Consider the following 19,102-nt stretch of genomic DNA (forward strand, 5'->3'; position numbering starts at 1 on the left):
TCGCGCTACGACATTCCGCAGCGGCTGCGCCAGGCGTCGGGAATCGGCCGGTAGGTGCCGTAGAATCGCTTGATGAAATGTCGGCCAGACCACGCCAGGCAGTGACGCTCCCAACCCCAGCGTTCCATCAGCCGATCGCTCAGCCGGTCATTGCTCAACTCAGTGACGATTGCATGGCTGCCTTTCAAGCGGGCGATCTCATCCAGAACCAGCGTCGCGCAGTAAAACGATGAAAGCGACGCAGCCGGGTGACTGTGAACGTAACCCAGCACCAGAAAGTCGGGATTGCCCCAGCGATGATGATAATAAAGTTCACACGTACAGCCGCGGAGCGGACGACGCACGCGATCCCACACCACGCGCAACCGACTGGCTCGATACGCTAACCACCTGCGCTGAATCCATTGCAATCTGCCTTGACCAGTGACAATCCGTCCAGCTCGCCACCTTGCCAATCGCTGGCCCTCAGGTCCAAGTTCCCTGACGACCGGACAGATCCAGCCTGGTACCCCGCCCAACTGTTCCATGTTTTGATGTTCCCTCACCTTCAACGTCGGCTGCGGATAAGTCTCGTATCGAGTACTTGTGAGCTCAAGAAAATACTCCGCATCTTCACCGCTGCAGTTGTAACTGTTCGGTCGAAGTATCCACAGCTTGCCCATCGCGATACCACAGCCCACCGAATATTGGTAAGCACACCAGCGCGAACCATTGGTATCCGGTCAGCCCTAGCCAAACCTCTGGCTCTGGCCGGATCAGTTCCGTCAGCAGGCGATAAACCAAGTAGCTCATGATATAAAACTTCACCAGTTGTCCTCGCCAGACACGCTGGTGGTAGAGCCACGCGAGCACTCCAGCCATTGACAAATGGAAGGCAGACTCATACAGCTGAGTCGGATGCCGTGGCTGCTGATCGGTCAGTGGAAAGACCACACCCCAAGGCAAAGTAGTCGGTACGCCATAACAGCAGCCACCGACAAAGCAGCTCAGTCGTCCGATACCTACAGCCACCGCCGCCGGTACCGCGAATGAATCGCCTGTCTTGACGCGGATCTGGTAGATCCACTTGGCCAATTCGACACCCGCGTATGCGCCTACCATGCCGCAAACGATCGTCTTGCCATTAGAGAACCAGGCTGCGCCACTGCGCAGGGCTTCCCAATCGTAGAGCGCAAAGGGCAACTTGGCACCTAACATAGCGCCACAAAAAGCGCCCAGACCGATAGCGGTCTTCTCAGCTCGCGTTAGCTTGAGCGGACTTTGGTATTGCCGCAAGACCTGCCAGCCTGCGCCCAGAGCGGCCAGCATGATCAGCGGATAAGACCACGCCGCAATCATCGTCCGCCGCCCAATATCTGCATACACATAACAAAGAGTGAGATGAAAGCCGCGATTACCAGTAGGCAAAAGATGGCCGCTGTAATGACGCCGGACCAGATGAAGACCATAAAGAGCGATGAGGCTCTGGGACGTTCACCTTTAGCCAGGCTATAGAGCGCTCGCGTGCCGACGGCCAGCAAGGTGGGCACTACGATGATCGAGTAAACAACCAGCAGACCTGGGTCTTGCACCGCGATACCGATACCGATCAAAACCGTGAGCACCACCAGTAGCCCGAGCAGAACTGTGAACAGCCCTTCGACGCGCGAATTCGTTTGACCGCTGGGATAGGTCGCTGCACTATCAGCCGGTGCGCGCAAGGCCGGTGGAGCGGCAAACGGATTGGCTTCTCTCCCATCGCAGACCCAGCAGCGATCGGCATGGGGCGGATTGACCGCGCCGCACTTTTGACAAACCAGCGCAGGTTGGAGAGGCGGTAGCTGCTCGCTCATGGCCGCACCTCCGCCTGGCTCTCGTCACCTTGGCGAGAACTGATTTCCAACACGACTTGCTTGATCATCCGCACCAGCTGGCCGGTAACAATGCCAGTAGATGCAATGGCCAAGAGGGTAATCATGATCTCGATCGGTTTGAGATGAACCACTTTCAAGACCGATAGGCTGGCCGCCCCACTGAACTGACCATGCGCGAACAGTAGTACCAGGTAGGCGAGCACACAACCAATCGTCGTGACCCAAATCAACTTCAGACTCCCGCGCAGTCCCGCTAGAGCGACGATCAGCGGATAAGTCATCATCAGTGGACTGGCAGGTCCACTACCGGCACTGGCCATGATGCTCAACAAAACGATATCGACTGCCGAGGTCACGTATTTGGAGATGGGCGGAAGTTGTTGCCGGGAGATCATGACCACCACGGCCAGCGAAGCGAACAACCAAACTGCTGACAAATAGGTCGCCAATCGATGGAATAGCGCCTCGGCCGGCTCGCCCGAACTCCAGCCCAGATAGTTGACCAACTGAACCGAATAGAAGGCAATGATCAAGCACACACGCAACAGCGCGACTCGCAATTCCCCTTCCACTTCTAGCCATCGATTAGTCACATGCAACTGCTCAGCAGGCGCAAGCCTCATCATGCCAACTCCTCCTTAATCGCCAAACACAACCCGAAGCGGTAACCTTCGGACGCCACCAGTGTAACGACTTTCGCCAACACATTGCGTCAGCGTGCGGAAGGGCGAATGCCGAGCCTCCGCGGACCTCGCGTCAAATTGCGTGGGCAAAAAACTACTGGATCCATTTTCAAAACGCAGAGTCCACAGAGTTCGCAGAGTAAACGCTGAGGACAAAGCAGTCTTCTCTGCGATCCTCTGCGTCTCTGCGTTGGTACGAGAACCCTCAGCGCTGGTTTTGCGGTGCCAGCGGTTTGGGTCAAAGGGTCGTTGTCGGTAGAAGATTTGGTTAGAGGGTGCTGAGCGGCTGGGGACAGCCGCTCTACTACACCGGGTGGCTGTGGCGGATGCCGCGGACGCTGCCTTTGATCAATAGATAAACTCGCAGAACCAGCCACAGGATGATCAACGTGCCGCAGAGAATGCCCCAGGTCACTAGCGGTGGCAGTTCGAGCAACGGAGCCGCGTAGTGGCGACGGAAATATTCCCAAAACACCATGACACACACTGCAGCCATGCACAAATACGGACCGTAGGCACCAGCGCGATCACCTAACAACAGCTTGCGAATCACAAAGACAAGTATCGCAAAGAACGGCGCCACGAAAAACACCAGCACACTTGCTTGCCATCCCAAGAACACTCCGATCATGGCCATGAGCGTCACATCACCAAAGCCCAAGGCTTCCACGCCTAGACCTTGCCGTGCTGCCACGCGCACTAACCACGTGTAACCGCCCGCACCTAGCAGACCAAAGTATGCGCTCAGCAAATATTGCCATCGCGGCAACTCGAAATGCCATGCCAAATACGTCGTCGAACACAGCAGGATCCACAAGGCCAGAGCGATGATCCACAGATACGACCGAAAGATGACGGCCACGAAGTACTGAAATGCCTTCTGCCAGCCACGCCGAGTAATCCACACGCGATCCAACAAACCAAAGCAATAGATGCTGATGATCCCCAGCGCGATCACTAGCCCCCACTGGCCATCCAACCAAACTGGCCAGCTGCCAATGGACGAAGCATGCATCTCCACTACGCTGTTAACCAGTGGTATCGGCAAGAACCATCCAGCCAGTAGCCCACTGCCCAATAGACCTATCAACGTGCCTGGCAACGTGATCGTATCGGGGATCATCTGTTCATCGAAGTCGATAAACGTAGCCACCATCATCAGCGCGATCAGCAGGCAGTGTCCCAAGAATTGATAATGCAACTCCAGTTGCATGTTCGCAGCCAAGCGCGGCGATGGCAGCGTTTGCCCGCTGATGATCCAGCCATACAGCCAAACCATCGACAATGGAAACAGCAGCTCGATCAAGAATGGGCGCAACCAATAGCGTTGGCCGTGTGGTTTTGATTCGCGCTGGAGTCGCCACCATCCCAAAATCGGTAACCAATCCAGCCAACTGCGCTGCTGGCCACCAGGCGGCAACTTACTCCAAGCCCCGATGGCCAGCGGCCGCGAGTTTTGTGTAATGATGGCCCAGTTGATCAACCAAGCTACGATCGTCGTCAAGCACCAGACCAAGACGCGTGCCAAGAATGGATGTGCGCTGAGCCAGGCGATCATAGTGGGCGATGCGTCTCTTGAAAGGAGCTGAGCCAGTGGGCGATTTCTTCGACTATTGCTTCGACACTCAAAGTCTCAGTATCCACTATTTTTTGCGCAACCGCACGATACAGTGGTTCGCGAGCTGCCAGGATGCTGACAACTTCATCATAATCGTTCAGCGCGGACAGCGCTGGCCGCCGGGCTTGAGTTGATTGATCCGCCCGCGTGCGCTCGAGCAGCTTTTGAGGTGAAGCGGTTAACCAGACGCGATAGCCACTGCCGCTGATCGCTTCGCGATTGGCCGGCCGCAGGATGGCTCCACCACCTAGCGACACGACCTGCGGACGAGTCTGCGCTTGTGTGGCCAATTCAGCCACGACCGCTTGTTCACGCTGCCGAAAGCCATCTTCACCTTCGCGCTCGAAGATTTCTCGAATGGTTGATCCGGCGGACTGCTCGATCAGGTCATCGGCGTCCACAGCCGGCAGGGCCAGCCGCGCAGCCAAGATTCGCCCCACGGTCGTCTTGCCAGATCCTCGATAACCGATCAAGTAAACGTGCATTCTCGACTCAGATGTTCAAGAGGCGTTTCTTGTCGACAAAGATCGTTTGTTCGCGATCGGGACCTACCGAGATAATTTCGACCGGTGTGCCGACCAGTTGGCTGATGCGCTTCAGATAGTTCTGGGCCGCCGACGGAAAGTCTTCCACGCGCCGCACGCCGGTGACGTCTTGTTTCCAACCTTCCAACGTTTCATAAATCGGCTTGGCCTTGCGGAGCACACTGGCTTCGCATGGAAAGTTGGTGACGCGCTCGCCATCGACATCGTAGGCCACGCAGACCTTCACTTCATCCAAGTGCCCCAGCACATCCATCATCATCAGCGATAGAGCATCGATACCGCTGAGCCGGGCTGTGTATCGTACGGCAACGGCATCGAACCACCCGCAGCGACGTGGACGGCCGGTCGTCGTACCGTACTCGCGGCCGATCTCGCGAATCTTTTCACCGACGGCGTCATTCAGCTCAGTCGGGAACGGACCACCACCCACACGCGTTGAATAAGCTTTGCACACACCGATTACGCGGCGAATCCATTTGGCTGGTACCCCCGAGCCACCCGAGATTCCTACTCCCGATGAATTGCTGCTGGTGACGAATGGATAGGTGCCGTGGTCGATGTCCAGCAACGAACCTTGGGCCCCTTCCATCAACAGACGCTTGCCAGCATCGAGTTGGTCGAGAAGTTGATTGGTCGTATCGCCAACCAATGGTCCAATCGACTTGGCCCAGCTCTGAGCCTGCGCCACGATGGCTTCGGTTGATAATTCATTGGCCAGTTCTGCTCCGCCCATACCAGCCAGCAGCGTCTTCTTGGCGGCAACGATTGTCGCCAGGCGCTCAGGTAAATCGCTCTGCAACAGGTCTGAAGCGCGGACCGCAAAGGTGCGGCCGACTTTGTCGCGATAACAAGGACCAATGCCGCGCAGAGTTGTGCCGATGTTCTCGCCCTGCACCACCAGGCTGTTGAGCAGCTTGTCTTCCAAAATGTGCCAAGGCATCACCAGGTGAGCTCGCTGACTGATCATTAAATTACTGCGAGGTTGGATGCCACGAGCTTCCAGGCCTTCCAGTTCGCGAATGAGAGTCGACGGTTCGATCACCACGCCGGGCGTGATGTAGTTCATGACATTGGGATGCAGAATCCCACTGGGCACGTGATGCAGCTTGTAAACTTCCGCTCCACAGACCACCGTGTGTCCCGCATTGGCGCCGCCTTGATAGCGAACGACACAATCATGATCCGGAGCAAGCAAGTCGACCAATTTACCCTTGGCTTCATCGCCCCACTGCAAGCCGATTACACAAGCTGCTGGCACCTAACACATCCTCTTCTGAACGCCGAACTCGGCCCGCCTGAACACCCACCCGCCAGAGGCACAAGCCTCAGCTCAAGACAAGCCCAGCAGTGTATAGTCACCCACGCCCCCGCGAAAGCCCCAATGTGTCTTTGTGGCCTAGGCCTCCAGCCTGTGAAATTTGTGTGGCATAGGCTTCCAGCCTGTGGAATTTGTGGTTTGGATCGAGCAGTGGATCGTTTAACCCGTAGCCGCCAGGCGAGGTGCACCCGCTAATCAATCGCTGCCTTCAGAGTGAGCCAGAGATTGATTAGCGGGTGCACCTCGCCTGGCGGCTACGGGTTAAACGATTGCGCGGCGAGGCGACACGCAAACTAAGTTTTAAAGAACTCGCTGGCATCGTAGTATTTGGCGCCTAGGCTGCGGGCGAAAGCTTCGTCGCTGTCCATGTCGCCGACCATGATCAAATGCTCGGGGGCCAGTTTGTATTTGTAGATCAACTGCACGCCTAGACCCGGCATTGGCTTGCGACAAAAACAACCGGCGGGGAAAGCCGGATGGGGACAATACGACGTCTCAGTGACGGGCAAGCCGAGAAGTTCGACGGTTTTGTCAAAACAAGCCGTGGCTTGCTCGGCGCTCAGGTGCCCGGAAGCGACCCCGCTTTGATTGGAGACCAGGAACAACTGATATCCCTGCTCGATCCACCGTTGCAACACTTCGCGCCGCCCCGGCAACAGCTCGATATCATCAGGCTGACGCGGATAGAGTTCTCCGCTTTTGGTCTTGCGCAAGGTACCATCGACATCCAGGAGCAAGCCCTTGTTGACTAGCGATGCATCCGCGCGGCGCACGAATGGAATCTCATCAACTACTGAAAAGCCTTCGTCCAATGCCGGCGGTTCGAAGCTATCGAGCCAGCGTTGCATGGCAATGGGTGGCGGCAAGTTCGGATCGCTCTTGGCTAGCTCTTTCAAGTCATCCGGGCTCAGCAATCGTTCGTAGCGCAAATACATGCGCATGGCGACATTGAACCGTGCATCAGCCGCGGAAGTGGCCAGGTATCGACAGCGGACCGGTAGTCGATGTTGATGCGCGGTGCTGATAACGCCCTCACGCGAGATGCGCGTTGGATAGGTATTATCGAGGACAACTTTGCGCGCACCGCTTTCGAGCATGCTCTTCAATTCCGGGACCAGATCCTCCAGCTTGCCACCTAAGAGATCGCGATTGAGTCGCTGATAGCCGGCTTGCTCATACGCCTTCACCAGCGCCGATTTGCCTGCGCCTTGGATACCCATCAGCAAGACTACTTCTTCGGTTCCGACGGCCTCGGGGCCTTGATTGGGCTTGAGCTTCGGTAAATCGGCCGGAATCACGCGCGGTGCAATCGCAGCCAAGGCCTCGGGTGTGGGCGCAAACGAGACCTTGGCGTATAGCGTTTCCAAATCTTGCGCATCCAAGTTGATCTCCAGTGCGCGCAGTGAAGACTCCAGACTGCTCATGCGCCGGGCACCAAATAGCGGTAGTACATTTTCGGCTGTGGCCAAGACCGCCGCGATGGCCAATTCATAGGGTGGTTTACCATGGCGCTTCACCAGCGGAGCCAAGGCGCGGTTCTTTTCCAGCTTTTCTACTTTGGCATAACCGCCCAGCGGACGATAAGCCAAGAAAGGTATGCCGAGTTGTCGCGTCATCTCTACCAGACCGCTGGTCGCCGCGCTGCGATCCATAACGCTCAGTTCATTCTGAACGCTCACCACCGGGAAGTGCCGTTGGGCTTGCCGAAGTTCCGCTACCGATACGTTGCACAATCCCAGATGCTCAATTTTGCCTTCGCGTTGCAGCTGAGCGAGCGCGGCCAGCGTCTCCTCGTAGGGTACGCGTGAGTCTTTGGCGTGCAACTGCACCAGAAATAATCGCTCTACTCCCAGCGCGGCCAAACTGCCTTCGACTGCCGCGCGCAGTTGTTTGGCTGAGCCGGCCGGTACCCATTTGCCTTTAGGCCGAGCCAGACCGACTTTCGTGATCAGCTTGATGTCCGACTGTGGGCCAGACCAACTCTTGATGGCTTGATCAGCCAATTGCTCGCCGTAATGCAGATCTTTGTCATTCAAGCAGTAGGTATCAGCGGTATCCAGTACGCGGACACCGGCATCGAGCGCCCGATGAATCAGAGCCAGGCTTTCTTCGGTCGAAGGCCGATCCTCAGTGCCCAATCGCAGCAGACCAAAGACCAACGGGTTTTCAAGTACGCCCAAGACGCCCGCGTTACGCATGATATATCTCAGTGGAGTAGTGTTAGCGCGCCGCTAGACCGCACAGCTGCGGGCGTGAGCTCCGCGTTCTACACCAACTGCGGCGAACGTTCAATAACACCCATGCAGGCTGACGGGCTCCCGAACCCTACTCCTGCTCCTGCTCGTGCTCGTGCTCGTGCTCGACTTGTCAGTGCGGCGATTCGAGTAGGAGTAGGAGTAGGAGTAGGAGTAGGAGTAGGAGGCAACTAAGCCGAGGGCGTTAGCGGCGTTAGCCCCGGTTCCTCCTCAAACGCGCTGCAACCGAGGCTAACGCCTACGGCTTAGGGGGTGGTGGCAATGGAGGTGCATCGAGACTCTCCATTAGTTCGCGCGGTAGTTCCGCGCCGCGCAAGGCATGCAGCTTTTCGATGGTCGCTTTATCGACGAGTTTTTCAATTCTGGAATCGACTTTGGTTTGGTTCTTGCGCACTAGTTTCTGGAAGCTAGCCTGGTCTGGTCCGCCAGGCCCGCCATTGGTGAAGATGCGCCGCATCTCTTCGTTGCTTTCGCGCATCGTCTCTTCGCGAATCGTATTGATCTCGCCCTGCAGTTTCGTTGCGGCCTCAGGCGACATGCCCAGTTTGTCGATCGCGACCAGGCGATTACTCAGGGCCCGCAGGTTCCGGTGTTGAACAAAGACACCGATCAGACGTTCGTATTGCTCTGGAGGTAAAGCACTCAAGTATGCTTGAAAGGCGCTGTTTTCTTTATCCAAGCGATCTTTGAACAGCTTGGGCCAATCGGTATTGGGATCGCTTTCGGCTTGTTTGCGTTCGTCTTCCAAACGCTTTTGCATCTCCGCGAAATAGGATTCGAATTTGGCGCTTTGTTCGTCATTGGCACCGATGAATTGCCGCACGTTTTTGTACATCAGCAAGGGCATCAGTTCGATCGGACCGCCGTCGCGGCGCACGGCCTCAAAGATGAAGCGATGCACACCACCGCGGCCGCCGCGTCCACGTCGATCACCACGATGATTCTCGTCGCCATGTTCATTGACGTTGGGCGCGGACTTGGCCGGAGAATCCGGGGGTTGAGGGCAGGCTGCACATAAGCCAGGCGTAAGCCCATTGGTCATAGACTCGCAGGGAGCACCGACCGTGAAAATGGAGCCCAGTATGAGTTTCGGTATGACTAGCCGCCTTGCCATATCGCCCTCAGATAAGCCGTCGCGGAACCTGTGACAGGTTCAGTGGTCAAAAGTCAGTTCACTAAGTTGCTATCGCTAACTCAACTATCACTAGCACTGCGACTCGGGGAAATCGCCAAGCGAGAGCAGCCAGTTATCCTGGCTGCTCTGCTATAAATCATTTACTGATCAATTATTTATTGATCAATTATTTTGATCCATCTCTTCAGGAAGATTAGGTGCCGGATTCCGAGCCCGGACGATTGCGTCCGCCTCGACCACCACCGCCACCGCCGCCGCCGAATGCTTCGCGCATGGCGTTCATGTTGGCTTCATTGATCTTGGCGATATCGTCTTCGCTTAGTCCGAGTTTCTTGGCAGGCAATTCACCGGTAATCGCGCTGGTGCCGCGGAGTTGAACGTACAGACCGATCAAGCGATCGAGACCTTCAGGTGGTAGCACTTCATCGAGCAGATCTTGTGCTTTCTTGGCTGCTTCTTCGCGTTGGGCTTGCATCTTTTCGAAGTCAAATCCAGGGCCACCGCCGCCGCCACCAGGACCGCGACCGCCGCCGCCACCGCCGCCACCAGGACCACGTCCGCCACCGCCAAAGCCGCGGCCCATGCCCATCATGCCCATCATGCCGCCGGCACGTAGCGATTCTGGAAATTCAAACTTCTTGCCCTTGAGTTCTTCGACAGCCTTCTTTTGTTCGTCGCTCAGCACACCCATGATGGCTTCCTCAGCCTTCTTCTGGGTTTCGGCCATGCGCTCGCGCATTTCTTTCATGCGTTGTTCACGTTCGGCGCGTTGTTCATCAGTTTGCTCGCCACCACCGGGAGGGCCACCAGGTCCGCCGCCGCCAGGTCCGCCAGGTCCACCACGGCCGCCAAACATGGCTGCGCGAGCTTCTTCGGCTTCTTTGAGCAATTTATCAACTGCCTGGCCGCCTTCTTCGCTCAAACCAACTTCTTTGCGAACTTCGGCTGCTGAGAGCAGACTGAGCATATCCGAAGCAGTGCCTCCGCGAGGAAACCCTCGGCCACCGCCCGGTCCACCGCGACCGCCACCCTGAGCATGGGCACTGGCAGTCATCAAACCTAGCACAACAAGTGTTGTTCCAACACGGAAAACACGCGACAACATGTGGCTCTCCTTAAACGGGGTCTCGACAAGGTTGGAAAAGCGCTGGGACAAGTCTATGGCAATTTTTAGCGACTGAGTACTTTTCTGCCTGACACAGATGTCCGGCAAGCCAAAACGTGCGCTAACTGCCAAAGGCGCTTCAGTTTATGAAACCAACGAGCTGAACAAAAGTTCCGCGGCCAGCTTTTCGGTATATTTATTTTGCAGAAAGTAGTATCTATTTTCCCATCCCGTCACACCTGTCGACCGCCCAGGGACTTGTCAGGTTCCTTACAACAGTTAATGGAAGGAGCTTATCAACATGCAACCTGACACGTCACTCACATCCAATCGCCCGCCTTTTCCGTCGCGAGCCGGGGCCGAGGACTCCTCGGCACTTACGCCACAGAAGCTGTTCGATCCCATTCAGTTTGTGCCCGGCGTCGGTCCCAACCGCGCCGAACTACTCAACAAGATGGGCATCCACCGCGCCGTGGACCTGCTGTTCCTGTTTCCCAGGACTTACGAAGCCGTCGCGCCCGTCCGCACGGGCGAAACCTTGGTCGAAAACGAACGCGTTAGCGTCGTGGGCCACATTGTCGAACTGGACCAGCGGTTTACTCAAACGGGCAAACACATGCTCGGAGCACTGCTCAAACTAGACGCCCTGGCCCATCTGCGACTGATGTGGTTCAACCAGCCCTTTCGTCTAAAAGACTTGAGTATCGGCCTGCGGCTGATGGCCACGGGTCTGGTGAAGTCGACCGGTACCAGCTGGGAAATCGTGCATCCTGAGATCGTTCCGCTAGGGGAGGACGAAGTTCCCGAGAGTCTCAAACCGCTGCCGGTCTATCCTCTGACCGAAGGCCTGCAGCAAGGCGCCATGCGCAAGATGTTTCGCAAAGGAATCGAACGCTTGATCCCGCTGGTTGAAGACGCCCTGCCTGCGGCAGTCCGGCAGAGGCTCGACGTGCTGCCAATCCAAGAAGCTCTCTCGCAGATTCACTGGCCCGACACGCTGGAGCGCGCCGCCCTGGCCCGTCGCCGCTTTGTGGTCCAAGAATTATTGCTGCTGCAACTGGCCGTTGGTATGCAGAGACTCAGTCGACAGGCGGGAGCCAAAGCGCCTGCTCTGGAGCACTCCGGCAAAATCCACGCACGCATTCTGAATCGCTTGGGATACATCCTGACCGGCGACCAAGCGCGAGCTATCGATGATGTTGCCCGGGATATGCAACGCGATATCCCTATGAATCGGTTGCTGCAGGGTGATGTAGGCTGCGGCAAGACCGTGGTGGCCCAGTATGCGATGCTGTTGTGCGTGGCTGGTGGCTATCAAGCTGCCCTGATGGCGCCCACCGAAGTGCTCGCCCGGCAGCACGCTAATTCGCTTTCAAAAAGTCTCGCATCCAGTCGCGTAAGGATCGGCCTGCTGACCGGAGCCCTTACGCGAACGCAACGCTCGGAACTGCTGGAGAAGATTGCCGGCGGCGAAATTGACTTGGTGATCGGCACCCAAGCCTTGCTGAGTCAAGACGTAAGGTTCGCCAGGCTGGCGCTCGTGATTATCGATGAACAGCATAAATTTGGTGTCGAGCAGCGAGCCAAGATCCGGCACGACGATCATCAACCACACTACCTGGTGCTCAGCGCCACTCCCATACCGCGCACGATCGCAATGACCGCCTTCGGCGATTTGGATGTCTCCATCATTCGCGACAAGCCACCCGGACGCAGCGAAGTGCGAACTTATCTAGGACAACCCGAAACGCTTAATAGCTGGTGGCAATTCATGGACGACCAGATTGCAGGTGGTCGTCAAGCCTTTGTCATTGCACCGCGCGTACATGCCTCCGAATCGGATGATGATGCCCGCGGCGCCACCAGCGTGGCCGAGGAATTATCCACCGGTCGATTCGCTCATCGCCGCGTCGGCTTGTTGCATGGCCAGATGCCCAGTGCGGAAAAAGAACGCGTCCTATCAGAATTCGCCGGTGGCGAACTGGATATCTTGGTCGCAACCACCGTGGTTGAAGTCGGTATCGATGTGCCCAATGCATCCGTCATGACCATCTTGGATGCCGACAAGCTTGGCTTGGCGCAGCTTCACCAATTGCGCGGCCGAGTCGGACGCGGGCGACACACTGGTTATGTCTGTGCCTTCGCCTCGCTGGGCTCGGACCTGACCGATAACCAACGTTTGAAAGCTTTCGAAAAGACCAGCGATGGATTCGAACTGGCCGAGATGGATCTGCAACTGCGTGGACCGGGCGATTTAGTCGGCACACGCCAACACGGAGCGTCAGAATTGCGAGTGGCTGACCTGACACGCGATGCCCAACTGGTCGAAGTTGCTCAACGCGTCGCTCGAGAAATGTTGGACCATGATCCTCAATTGGACGATCCCACTCTGCAACGCCTCAAGAAACAGGTCATGGGCCGGCACGCCAGTTGGATGGAAGTCAGCGACGTGGGTTAACCGTAGCCGAACTCGCCAGAGTTTGGACTTTCTTTGTAGCCGAACTCGCCAGAGTTTGGTTGGTTGCAATCCAAACTCTGGCGAGTTCGGCTACAAAGAGTTCGGCTACAAAGAGTTCGCCTACTGCGAGTTTGGCTACGAGGAATGCAAACTTCTTAAGATGGCAGTTGCTACGGCTTGAGAAGATTGCGGGGCCAAGCGCATCCACAATTCGGGTTCGATCAATTCCAGTTCCATAATCATCCATCGGCCGGCTTGATCGTGAACCATATCCACGCGCCCGTAAGCCGGCAGCGAACTGCAAGCCCGCATGGCGGCGATGGCAGTATCGATTTGCGCGGACGTGACCTGACAAGTGGAAACTGTTCCACCATGATCGTCTTGCACACGAAAGTCGCCAGGCTTGGCGCGCTTACGTATGGCATGCGTGAAAGTGTCACCGGCCATCACCAGCGTGTCTTCGCCATGTTCAATAATCGATGGCACAAAGGGCTGCAACATAAAGGCTTCGTGTGCACGCAGTGGTTGAAGCAGCGAATCAATCTGTGCAGCATTCTCGCGGTCGATGCGATACGTGTGACGGGCCGCGCCTGAAATGCATGGCTTGATCACGGCCGCGGTCCACTCATTTTCGACCAGCAGATCCAGTATGGTGTCGGACGAGCCCGCCTCGATGAATACAGATGGAACAACGTGCAGTCCACTACCAGCCAGGTCTTGCAGATAGTGTTTGTCGATATTCCACTGCACTATCTCCAGTGGGTTGCACAGGCGAGTCTGACTGGCGACATGTGTCAGCCACTGATTAAATTCTTGAAAGCGGTGAAAGTAATCCCACGTGGAGCGAAGGATGGCCGCATCAAATTTGCTCCAGTCAACATGGGGATCGGACCACGAAACTCGCGCGCACTTACATGCCTGCTGGGCCAAGGCCTGCGACAGTAAGGCGTCTTCGCGAAGGATGTTCCCTACATACCAATCATCGGCCGCGGATGAACTGACGGCGTACGAGTCGCAAGTGACCAAGGCTAGGTGCATAGTGCCAGCCACTTCTTGGGATTGTCATATAGCAGCCGTTGGCGATCGCTCGAACTCAAGCTGACATGTGCCGCCAACCACGCATCTGCATCAGCCAGCGTTGAGGCTGCGCCGACGAAGTTTTGTCCATCAGCGCTGCGCGCACATTTGTCGGCACCAACTTGCACGCGTTGTTTGCCGATTTGAAATTCGCCTGGCCCCAGTCCAGCTGCGGCAATTGCATCGGAAACCACTGCCAGGTTCTCCGGCGATGCACAGCGAATCAAGTTCTCGATTACGAACGCGGGCAAGTGCCAGCCATCGGCAATAAAAGTCGTCTTTAAACGTGGTGACAGACTCATCGCTCGCTGCAGAATATTGTCATGGCGATGCGTTTGCATTGGGCAAGCGTTGCCGATATGTGTGAACATCGTCAGGCCGGCTTCGATGGCTCGTTCGAGTTGTGGGACGCTGGCATTGGTGTGACCCGCGGCCACCAGTATGCCGCGATCTACCAGGTGCTTGATCAATCGACAATCAGGATCGATCTCGGGTGCGAGAGTCACCAGTTTGACATGGCTGCGCCCGGCAAAGAGCAGTTGGTCTAGCGCCGCCACATCATCTCGCAGCACGCAATCCACCGGATGTGCGCCGACATAGCCGCGCTCGGCACTGATGAATGGTCCTTCGATATGCAGGCCACCAATGGTCTGACCCACCGCTGGGTCGTCGTCGATGGAGCGGGCGATCCGCGACAGGCAAGCGCACATGGCTTCCAGCGGACCGGTGATCACTGTTGCCAAAGCCGTTTCAACACCGCCCTCTCGCATCTGGGCGGCTGCTTTACTGATAGCTTGATGAGTGATGTGCGGATCGTTGAAGTCCACACCCATAAAGCCATTGACTTGCAGGTCGACGTACTTGGCCATACCGCTATGTTAACCGCTGGCTGAAGTCCTAGAGATGTTCGCTGAGGGCCAGCGTTTGCGAACTGAGTAGGCTGCTGCTGGTCGCGTCCAAGATGAGCGTAGTCGACGGATGATGACTGAGCGCAGACGCTGGTACCTCGGGACTCAGCGGACCTTCCAGCGTAGCTTTGACCGCATCGGCCTTGCGACGGTCGGGCACGCTACACAAGATCCGCTCAGCCTTCAAAATCTGATGAATCGTCATGCTGATCGCTTGGGTTGGAACTTGATCCAAGGTATCGAACCAGCCTTCGCCAACTTGCTGGCGACGGCAGGCTTCGTCCAGCTCGACAACTTTGTAAACTTCCTGGGTCGCAAAATCAGCCGGGGGATCGTTGAAGGCCAGGTGCCCGTTTTCGCCGATACCGCACAACAGCAGATCAATCTTGCGGCCGCTCAGCCTTTCAGTGGCCAGGCGAATCAGTTCGTCTGGTGGTACGGTGCCATCGAGAAAGAAGAACGACTTCAGCGGCACCTTATCTACAAAACGCTGTTTCAAGTACCCGCAAAACGAGGCAGAGTGAGTGCAAGGCAAACCCAAGTACTCATCGAGATGAAAGCCGTTGACGCGCGACCAATCGATACCAGGCATCCGAATCAGATTGTCAAGCACTTCGAACTGGCTGGAGCCAGTGGCTACCACCAGGTTCGCCTCAGACTGCTGAGACAGACGAAGTTGAAGGTGCGCAGCAGCGGCTTCGGCTACGTAACTTCCCATGGTCGGTCTGGAATCGGCGATCACAATCTGCATCCGTTCTCGTCCTTTCTGGTTTTCATCCGCGTTGGTTATCAGCTCGGCGCGTGGTGCCACTAGTGTACAGCAATTGCTAGCGTAGCAGTGGAGCAGACCGGTCAACGCAAAGCTGTACTTAGTTGAACGGTAAATGCCATCAACTGGAAGCCTAGGCGGCACATTTCCGGTGTCTTCAAATCAAACCGGCTCATGTCATCGGTCCGTAAATTGCTTACTGCCAACCCAACCGCAGACGGCCTCTGCTCTTCATACGATCTTGGCTGATATTTCTTTTTGCGTTCACTTGCGCACCCAAATGCTAGCCGTAAAGGAATGGAGTTCGTCTTTAGGGTTGACTCGACGAGTTGTTCCCGGGATAATCCCTCAAACCCGTTGATCGGAAGTTTATATCGCCATGAGCAGTGTCTTGGTCTCTCCTCGAAATGCTCAACTCGGAGGTTTTATGGCGTCAGGAGTCCTATTCATTCGCCCTTGTCCAACTTGTGGTCGCAATTTGCAGATTCGCATTGAATTGCTCAATCGAGCGGTCCAGTGTTGTCATTGCGAGGCAGAGTTCATAGCTACCGAGCACAAGGAAACCCCTTGGATCGACGAAGCTGCCGACCTGGCGCTGGCCCGGGCCAAAGAATACATCGATTCGGTTAACGAACGACTATCGGTTCCATGACGGCTAATCGGCAAAGCCCGGAACCCTCCTACTCCTACTCGGGCCCATTTCGAGTAGGAGTACGAATCCGAGTGCCAGTAGGAGTACGAGTTCCCACACCTACTGAGTCAATGTTGCCAGATCTTGCCAGTAGTTGGGATATGTTTTGATCGTGCAAGCGGGATTGAGAATCCGCACGCCCGGTCGCTTCAGACCAATTAGTGCCAGGCTCATCGCCATGCGGTGATCATTGTACGTTTCTACGCTTGTTACACCTTGCGTGTTCTCGTTGGAACCGGACAAAGTGACCGGCCAAATGGTCAAACCGTCATCATGTTCGTCGACGCGGTCGGTGAATTTGCGAAGTTCTCGCGCCAGGTCCGCAATGCGATCGGTTTCTTTGTGGCGGTTGTGGGCTACACCTCGGATGCGTGTGGGGCCCTCGGCATACAGCGCGACGGCCGATAGCGTTTGAACGGTATCGCTAATGTCGTTCATGTCGACATCGATCCCCCGCAAATGCCCACCGACGATGCGTAAGTTTCCATCGCCATAAACGACCTCGCAGCCCATCTGCTGGAGCACTTCACAAAAGCGGATATCACCCTGCAAACTGTGTCGGTCGAGTCCTTCCACGGTAACATCGCCGGCGGTAATAGCAGCTATAGCCCAAAAATAACTGGCCGCTGAGGCGTCAGGTTCGATGTCGTAGTTGGTTGCACAGTAGCCAGTCGGTTCGATCTGAAAAGGACCTTGATCGGGTCCGAGTACTTTCGCGCCAAAAGATTCCATGACGCGGGCAGTCATGTGCACATAGGGAACTGAAACCAGTTCGCCTTCAACTTGCAACTGCACGCAGCTTTGAGCCAATGGGGCCGCCATCATCAAGCCCGATAGGTACTGGCTGGAGATGTTGCCAGAGACGCGCGCCACTCCGCCTTTTAATCCATGTGCATCGATGGAAACCGGCGGGCAATCGGGTAGTTCTGCATTCAAGCTTTTAACGGATGCGCCTAATTGTTTCAAAGCAGCCAGCAGATCACCAATCGGTCGTTGTCGCATGCGGGCGATACCATCGAGTGTGAATTGACCGTGGCAAGCGGCCAGGGCTGCAGTCATAAAACGGATCGTGGTGCCACTGTTGCCAATGAACAGATCAGCGGATCGATTGGGCAGTTCTCCACCACATCCATGAATGGTCAACTGGCCAGAATTGGCCTGGCCTTCGATGTTGATACCCAGCTTGCGCCAGGCTTCGATCATGACGTGCGTGTCTTCGCTATCCAGCACACCGCTGAGTTGCGATGTGCCTCGCGCCAGCGCTGCCAGCACCAGGGCTCGATTGGTCAAGCTCTTGCTACCCGGTGGTCGAATGCGACCGACCACTGGTCCACAGGGTTGAATATCGATGGCCGCAGTCACAGGGGCTGCGCGGTGCTCATTCATTGATCGGCGGCAATCTTCCAAAGAGCATCGACGCTGCGCACCAAGAGGGCGTTACCGGCTACTGCGGGCGAGCCCAAGACTTCTTCGCCCAGTTCACTTTCGCCAACAATCTTGCCTTCTTTGTCGGACAGTTCAACTGCGACGCAACGTCCCTTGACGCCAAAGATGTACAGTTTGTTACCAGCCACGATCGGTGAAGCCCAAACCTGACCCAATTCACCCAGTCGCGTTTGCCACAGCAGTTCTCCTTTTAAACTGATCGCAGCTAACACCGAGCCTTTGATATTCAGGACCATGTTATCGGTCACCACTGCCGAAGAGTTACCGGGTGACACGCGCTGGGCTTCCCACAACAGCTTCGGTGCTTCCAAACCCCGAGGCAATTCGAAGGCTTTCAAGTTACTGCCGGGTATGTAGAACTTGCCATCGACGGCGACGCTGGTCGGTACAGAGGAGCACTTTTCGTCCAGCTTCCAAACTTCCGAACCGCTGCGTGGATCCACTGCTACGATTCCTACTGAGCTCTGCAGCAACACAACCATTTGGCCATCGGCGCCACGTAGAACTGCTGGCGAAGCCCAATTGGCCTGGTGTGGTCGTTCGATTTGCCACAACGTGGCACCCGTCTTAACATCTACACCGGTCGCGAACGAATCCGCCTGGCATTCGCTTTGAACAACGACCACGCCGCCGGCGATCACCGGCGAGGAACTCATGCCCACATCGTTACCAGCTTTCGGATTATCGTAGGCCAGGCCACGATACCACATGAGGTTACCGTCCAAGTCGTAACAGACCAAATCATTGGAGCTGAAGAACGCGACCACGTGTTGGCCATCGCTACAGGGAGTGGGGGCTGCATTGGAACTGGTTGGATGGCAATAAGGGCGGCCAGTGGTTTTGATCTTGCGCGTCCACAGTTCTTTGCCGCTCTGCAGGTCGACACAATTTACTTCGCACCAACGTTGTTCAATGCCGCTGCTGCTGGTTGAGAAGACTTTATTGCCCACCACGACTGGCCCGCTTACCGCTCGACCTGCGATGGGTACGCGCCACTTGATGTTGCTGGCGGTTTTACCTTCGGCGGCAACCGAGAACGTCAGGGGCAAACTGCTTTTGGGCGCAAAGGCGTTACCGCCGTTGCCCAGAAATCCTAACCAGTCTTCGCCGGAGCAAGTGCTCACCACTGGCCACATGCATGCGGTCAAGCCAACTATCGCAAAAAGTCGTCGCAACATAATCCTGCTTTCTTGCATTTCAATCTTGATTGTCTCCTTTCGCTCCGCGAAAGGCGAGGCTGT

Annotated in this window: 17 protein-coding genes; 2 read left to right on the plus strand and 15 right to left on the minus strand. The window is 56.2% G+C overall.

The features are described 5' to 3' along the window. Window positions 1-5: 5 nt before the first annotated feature. The 10 genes from SH573x_RS11495 to SH573x_RS11540 form a co-directional block, all read right to left on the minus strand. Window positions 6-527: a hypothetical protein gene (locus tag SH573x_RS11495; RefSeq protein ID WP_479355131.1), complete on the minus strand. Its 522-nt coding sequence runs from the start codon at window positions 525-527 to the stop codon at window positions 6-8. Between the two features lie 85 nt (window positions 528-612). Beyond that, window positions 613-1,338 carry a prolipoprotein diacylglyceryl transferase gene (locus SH573x_RS11500; RefSeq protein WP_479355133.1) on the minus strand — a complete coding sequence of 242 codons (726 nt, stop codon included), beginning with the start codon at window positions 1,336-1,338 and terminating at the stop codon, window positions 613-615. Continuing rightward, a complete protein-coding gene (locus SH573x_RS11505; protein WP_479355135.1) occupies window positions 1,335-1,832 on the minus strand; it encodes a hypothetical protein in 498 nt (165 codons plus the stop codon). Before SH573x_RS11505 ends, SH573x_RS11500 begins: the two co-directional genes overlap by 4 nt. Next, window positions 1,829-2,479: a hypothetical protein gene (locus SH573x_RS11510; protein ID WP_479355137.1), complete on the minus strand. Its 651-nt coding sequence runs from the start codon at window positions 2,477-2,479 to the stop codon at window positions 1,829-1,831. Before SH573x_RS11510 ends, SH573x_RS11505 begins: the two co-directional genes overlap by 4 nt. 361 nt (window positions 2,480-2,840) lie before the next feature. Then, the gene (locus SH573x_RS11515) at window positions 2,841-4,094 is read right to left on the minus strand and encodes a prepilin peptidase (RefSeq protein ID WP_479355139.1); all 1,254 of its coding nucleotides are present in this window, start codon (window positions 4,092-4,094) and stop codon (window positions 2,841-2,843) included. Continuing rightward, on the minus strand, window positions 4,091-4,639 hold the full coding sequence (locus SH573x_RS11520; RefSeq protein WP_479355141.1) for a shikimate kinase: 549 nt from the start codon (window positions 4,637-4,639) through the stop codon (window positions 4,091-4,093). The genes SH573x_RS11515 and SH573x_RS11520 overlap by 4 nt, the downstream gene beginning before the upstream one ends. A 7-nt stretch (window positions 4,640-4,646) precedes the next feature. Then, window positions 4,647-5,957 carry an adenylosuccinate synthase gene (locus tag SH573x_RS11525; RefSeq protein WP_479355143.1) on the minus strand — a complete coding sequence of 437 codons (1,311 nt, stop codon included), beginning with the start codon at window positions 5,955-5,957 and terminating at the stop codon, window positions 4,647-4,649. A gap of 353 nt (window positions 5,958-6,310) precedes the next feature. Next, window positions 6,311-8,215 (minus strand): aldo/keto reductase, encoded by a 1,905-nt coding sequence (locus tag SH573x_RS11530; RefSeq protein ID WP_479355145.1) that lies wholly within the window; start codon window positions 8,213-8,215, stop codon window positions 6,311-6,313. Window positions 8,216-8,510: 295 nt separating this feature from the next. Next, entirely contained in the window at window positions 8,511-9,314 is an 804-nt protein-coding gene (locus SH573x_RS11535) for a hypothetical protein (protein WP_479355147.1), read from the minus strand. Between the two features lie 286 nt (window positions 9,315-9,600). Next, window positions 9,601-10,512 carry a hypothetical protein gene (locus tag SH573x_RS11540; protein WP_479355148.1) on the minus strand — a complete coding sequence of 304 codons (912 nt, stop codon included), beginning with the start codon at window positions 10,510-10,512 and terminating at the stop codon, window positions 9,601-9,603. Window positions 10,513-10,813: 301 nt separating this feature from the next. Here SH573x_RS11540 and recG point away from each other — a divergent pair, with 301 nt between their 5' ends. Beyond that, the gene (gene recG, locus SH573x_RS11545) at window positions 10,814-12,970 is read left to right on the plus strand and encodes an ATP-dependent DNA helicase RecG (protein WP_479355150.1); all 2,157 of its coding nucleotides are present in this window, start codon (window positions 10,814-10,816) and stop codon (window positions 12,968-12,970) included. Window positions 12,971-13,105: 135 nt separating this feature from the next. Here recG and SH573x_RS11550 read toward each other — a convergent pair whose 3' ends face one another. From SH573x_RS11550 to SH573x_RS11560, 3 genes are read right to left on the minus strand one after another with little or no spacing between them, the layout of a single operon-like run. After that, complete coding sequence (locus tag SH573x_RS11550; protein WP_479355152.1) at window positions 13,106-14,008, minus strand: ATP-grasp domain-containing protein; 903 nt, start codon at window positions 14,006-14,008, stop codon at window positions 13,106-13,108. Further along, complete coding sequence (locus SH573x_RS11555; protein WP_479355154.1) at window positions 13,999-14,916, minus strand: amidohydrolase family protein; 918 nt, start codon at window positions 14,914-14,916, stop codon at window positions 13,999-14,001. Before SH573x_RS11555 ends, SH573x_RS11550 begins: the two co-directional genes overlap by 10 nt. Before the next feature lie 28 nt (window positions 14,917-14,944). Then, window positions 14,945-15,706: a glucosamine-6-phosphate deaminase gene (locus SH573x_RS11560; protein WP_479355156.1), complete on the minus strand. Its 762-nt coding sequence runs from the start codon at window positions 15,704-15,706 to the stop codon at window positions 14,945-14,947. A 397-nt stretch (window positions 15,707-16,103) separates the two neighbouring features. Here SH573x_RS11560 and SH573x_RS11565 point away from each other — a divergent pair, with 397 nt between their 5' ends. Continuing rightward, window positions 16,104-16,376 carry a hypothetical protein gene (locus SH573x_RS11565; RefSeq protein ID WP_479355158.1) on the plus strand — a complete coding sequence of 91 codons (273 nt, stop codon included), beginning with the start codon at window positions 16,104-16,106 and terminating at the stop codon, window positions 16,374-16,376. A 99-nt stretch (window positions 16,377-16,475) separates the two neighbouring features. Here SH573x_RS11565 and aroA read toward each other — a convergent pair whose 3' ends face one another. Beyond that, window positions 16,476-17,801: a 3-phosphoshikimate 1-carboxyvinyltransferase gene (aroA, locus tag SH573x_RS11570; RefSeq protein WP_479355159.1), complete on the minus strand. Its 1,326-nt coding sequence runs from the start codon at window positions 17,799-17,801 to the stop codon at window positions 16,476-16,478. Beyond that, entirely contained in the window at window positions 17,798-19,039 is a 1,242-nt protein-coding gene (locus SH573x_RS11575; RefSeq protein ID WP_479355161.1) for an outer membrane protein assembly factor BamB family protein, read from the minus strand. Before SH573x_RS11575 ends, aroA begins: the two co-directional genes overlap by 4 nt. Window positions 19,040-19,102: the final 63 nt, after the last annotated feature.

Source organism: Rania fehmarnensis (assembly GCF_056494185.1).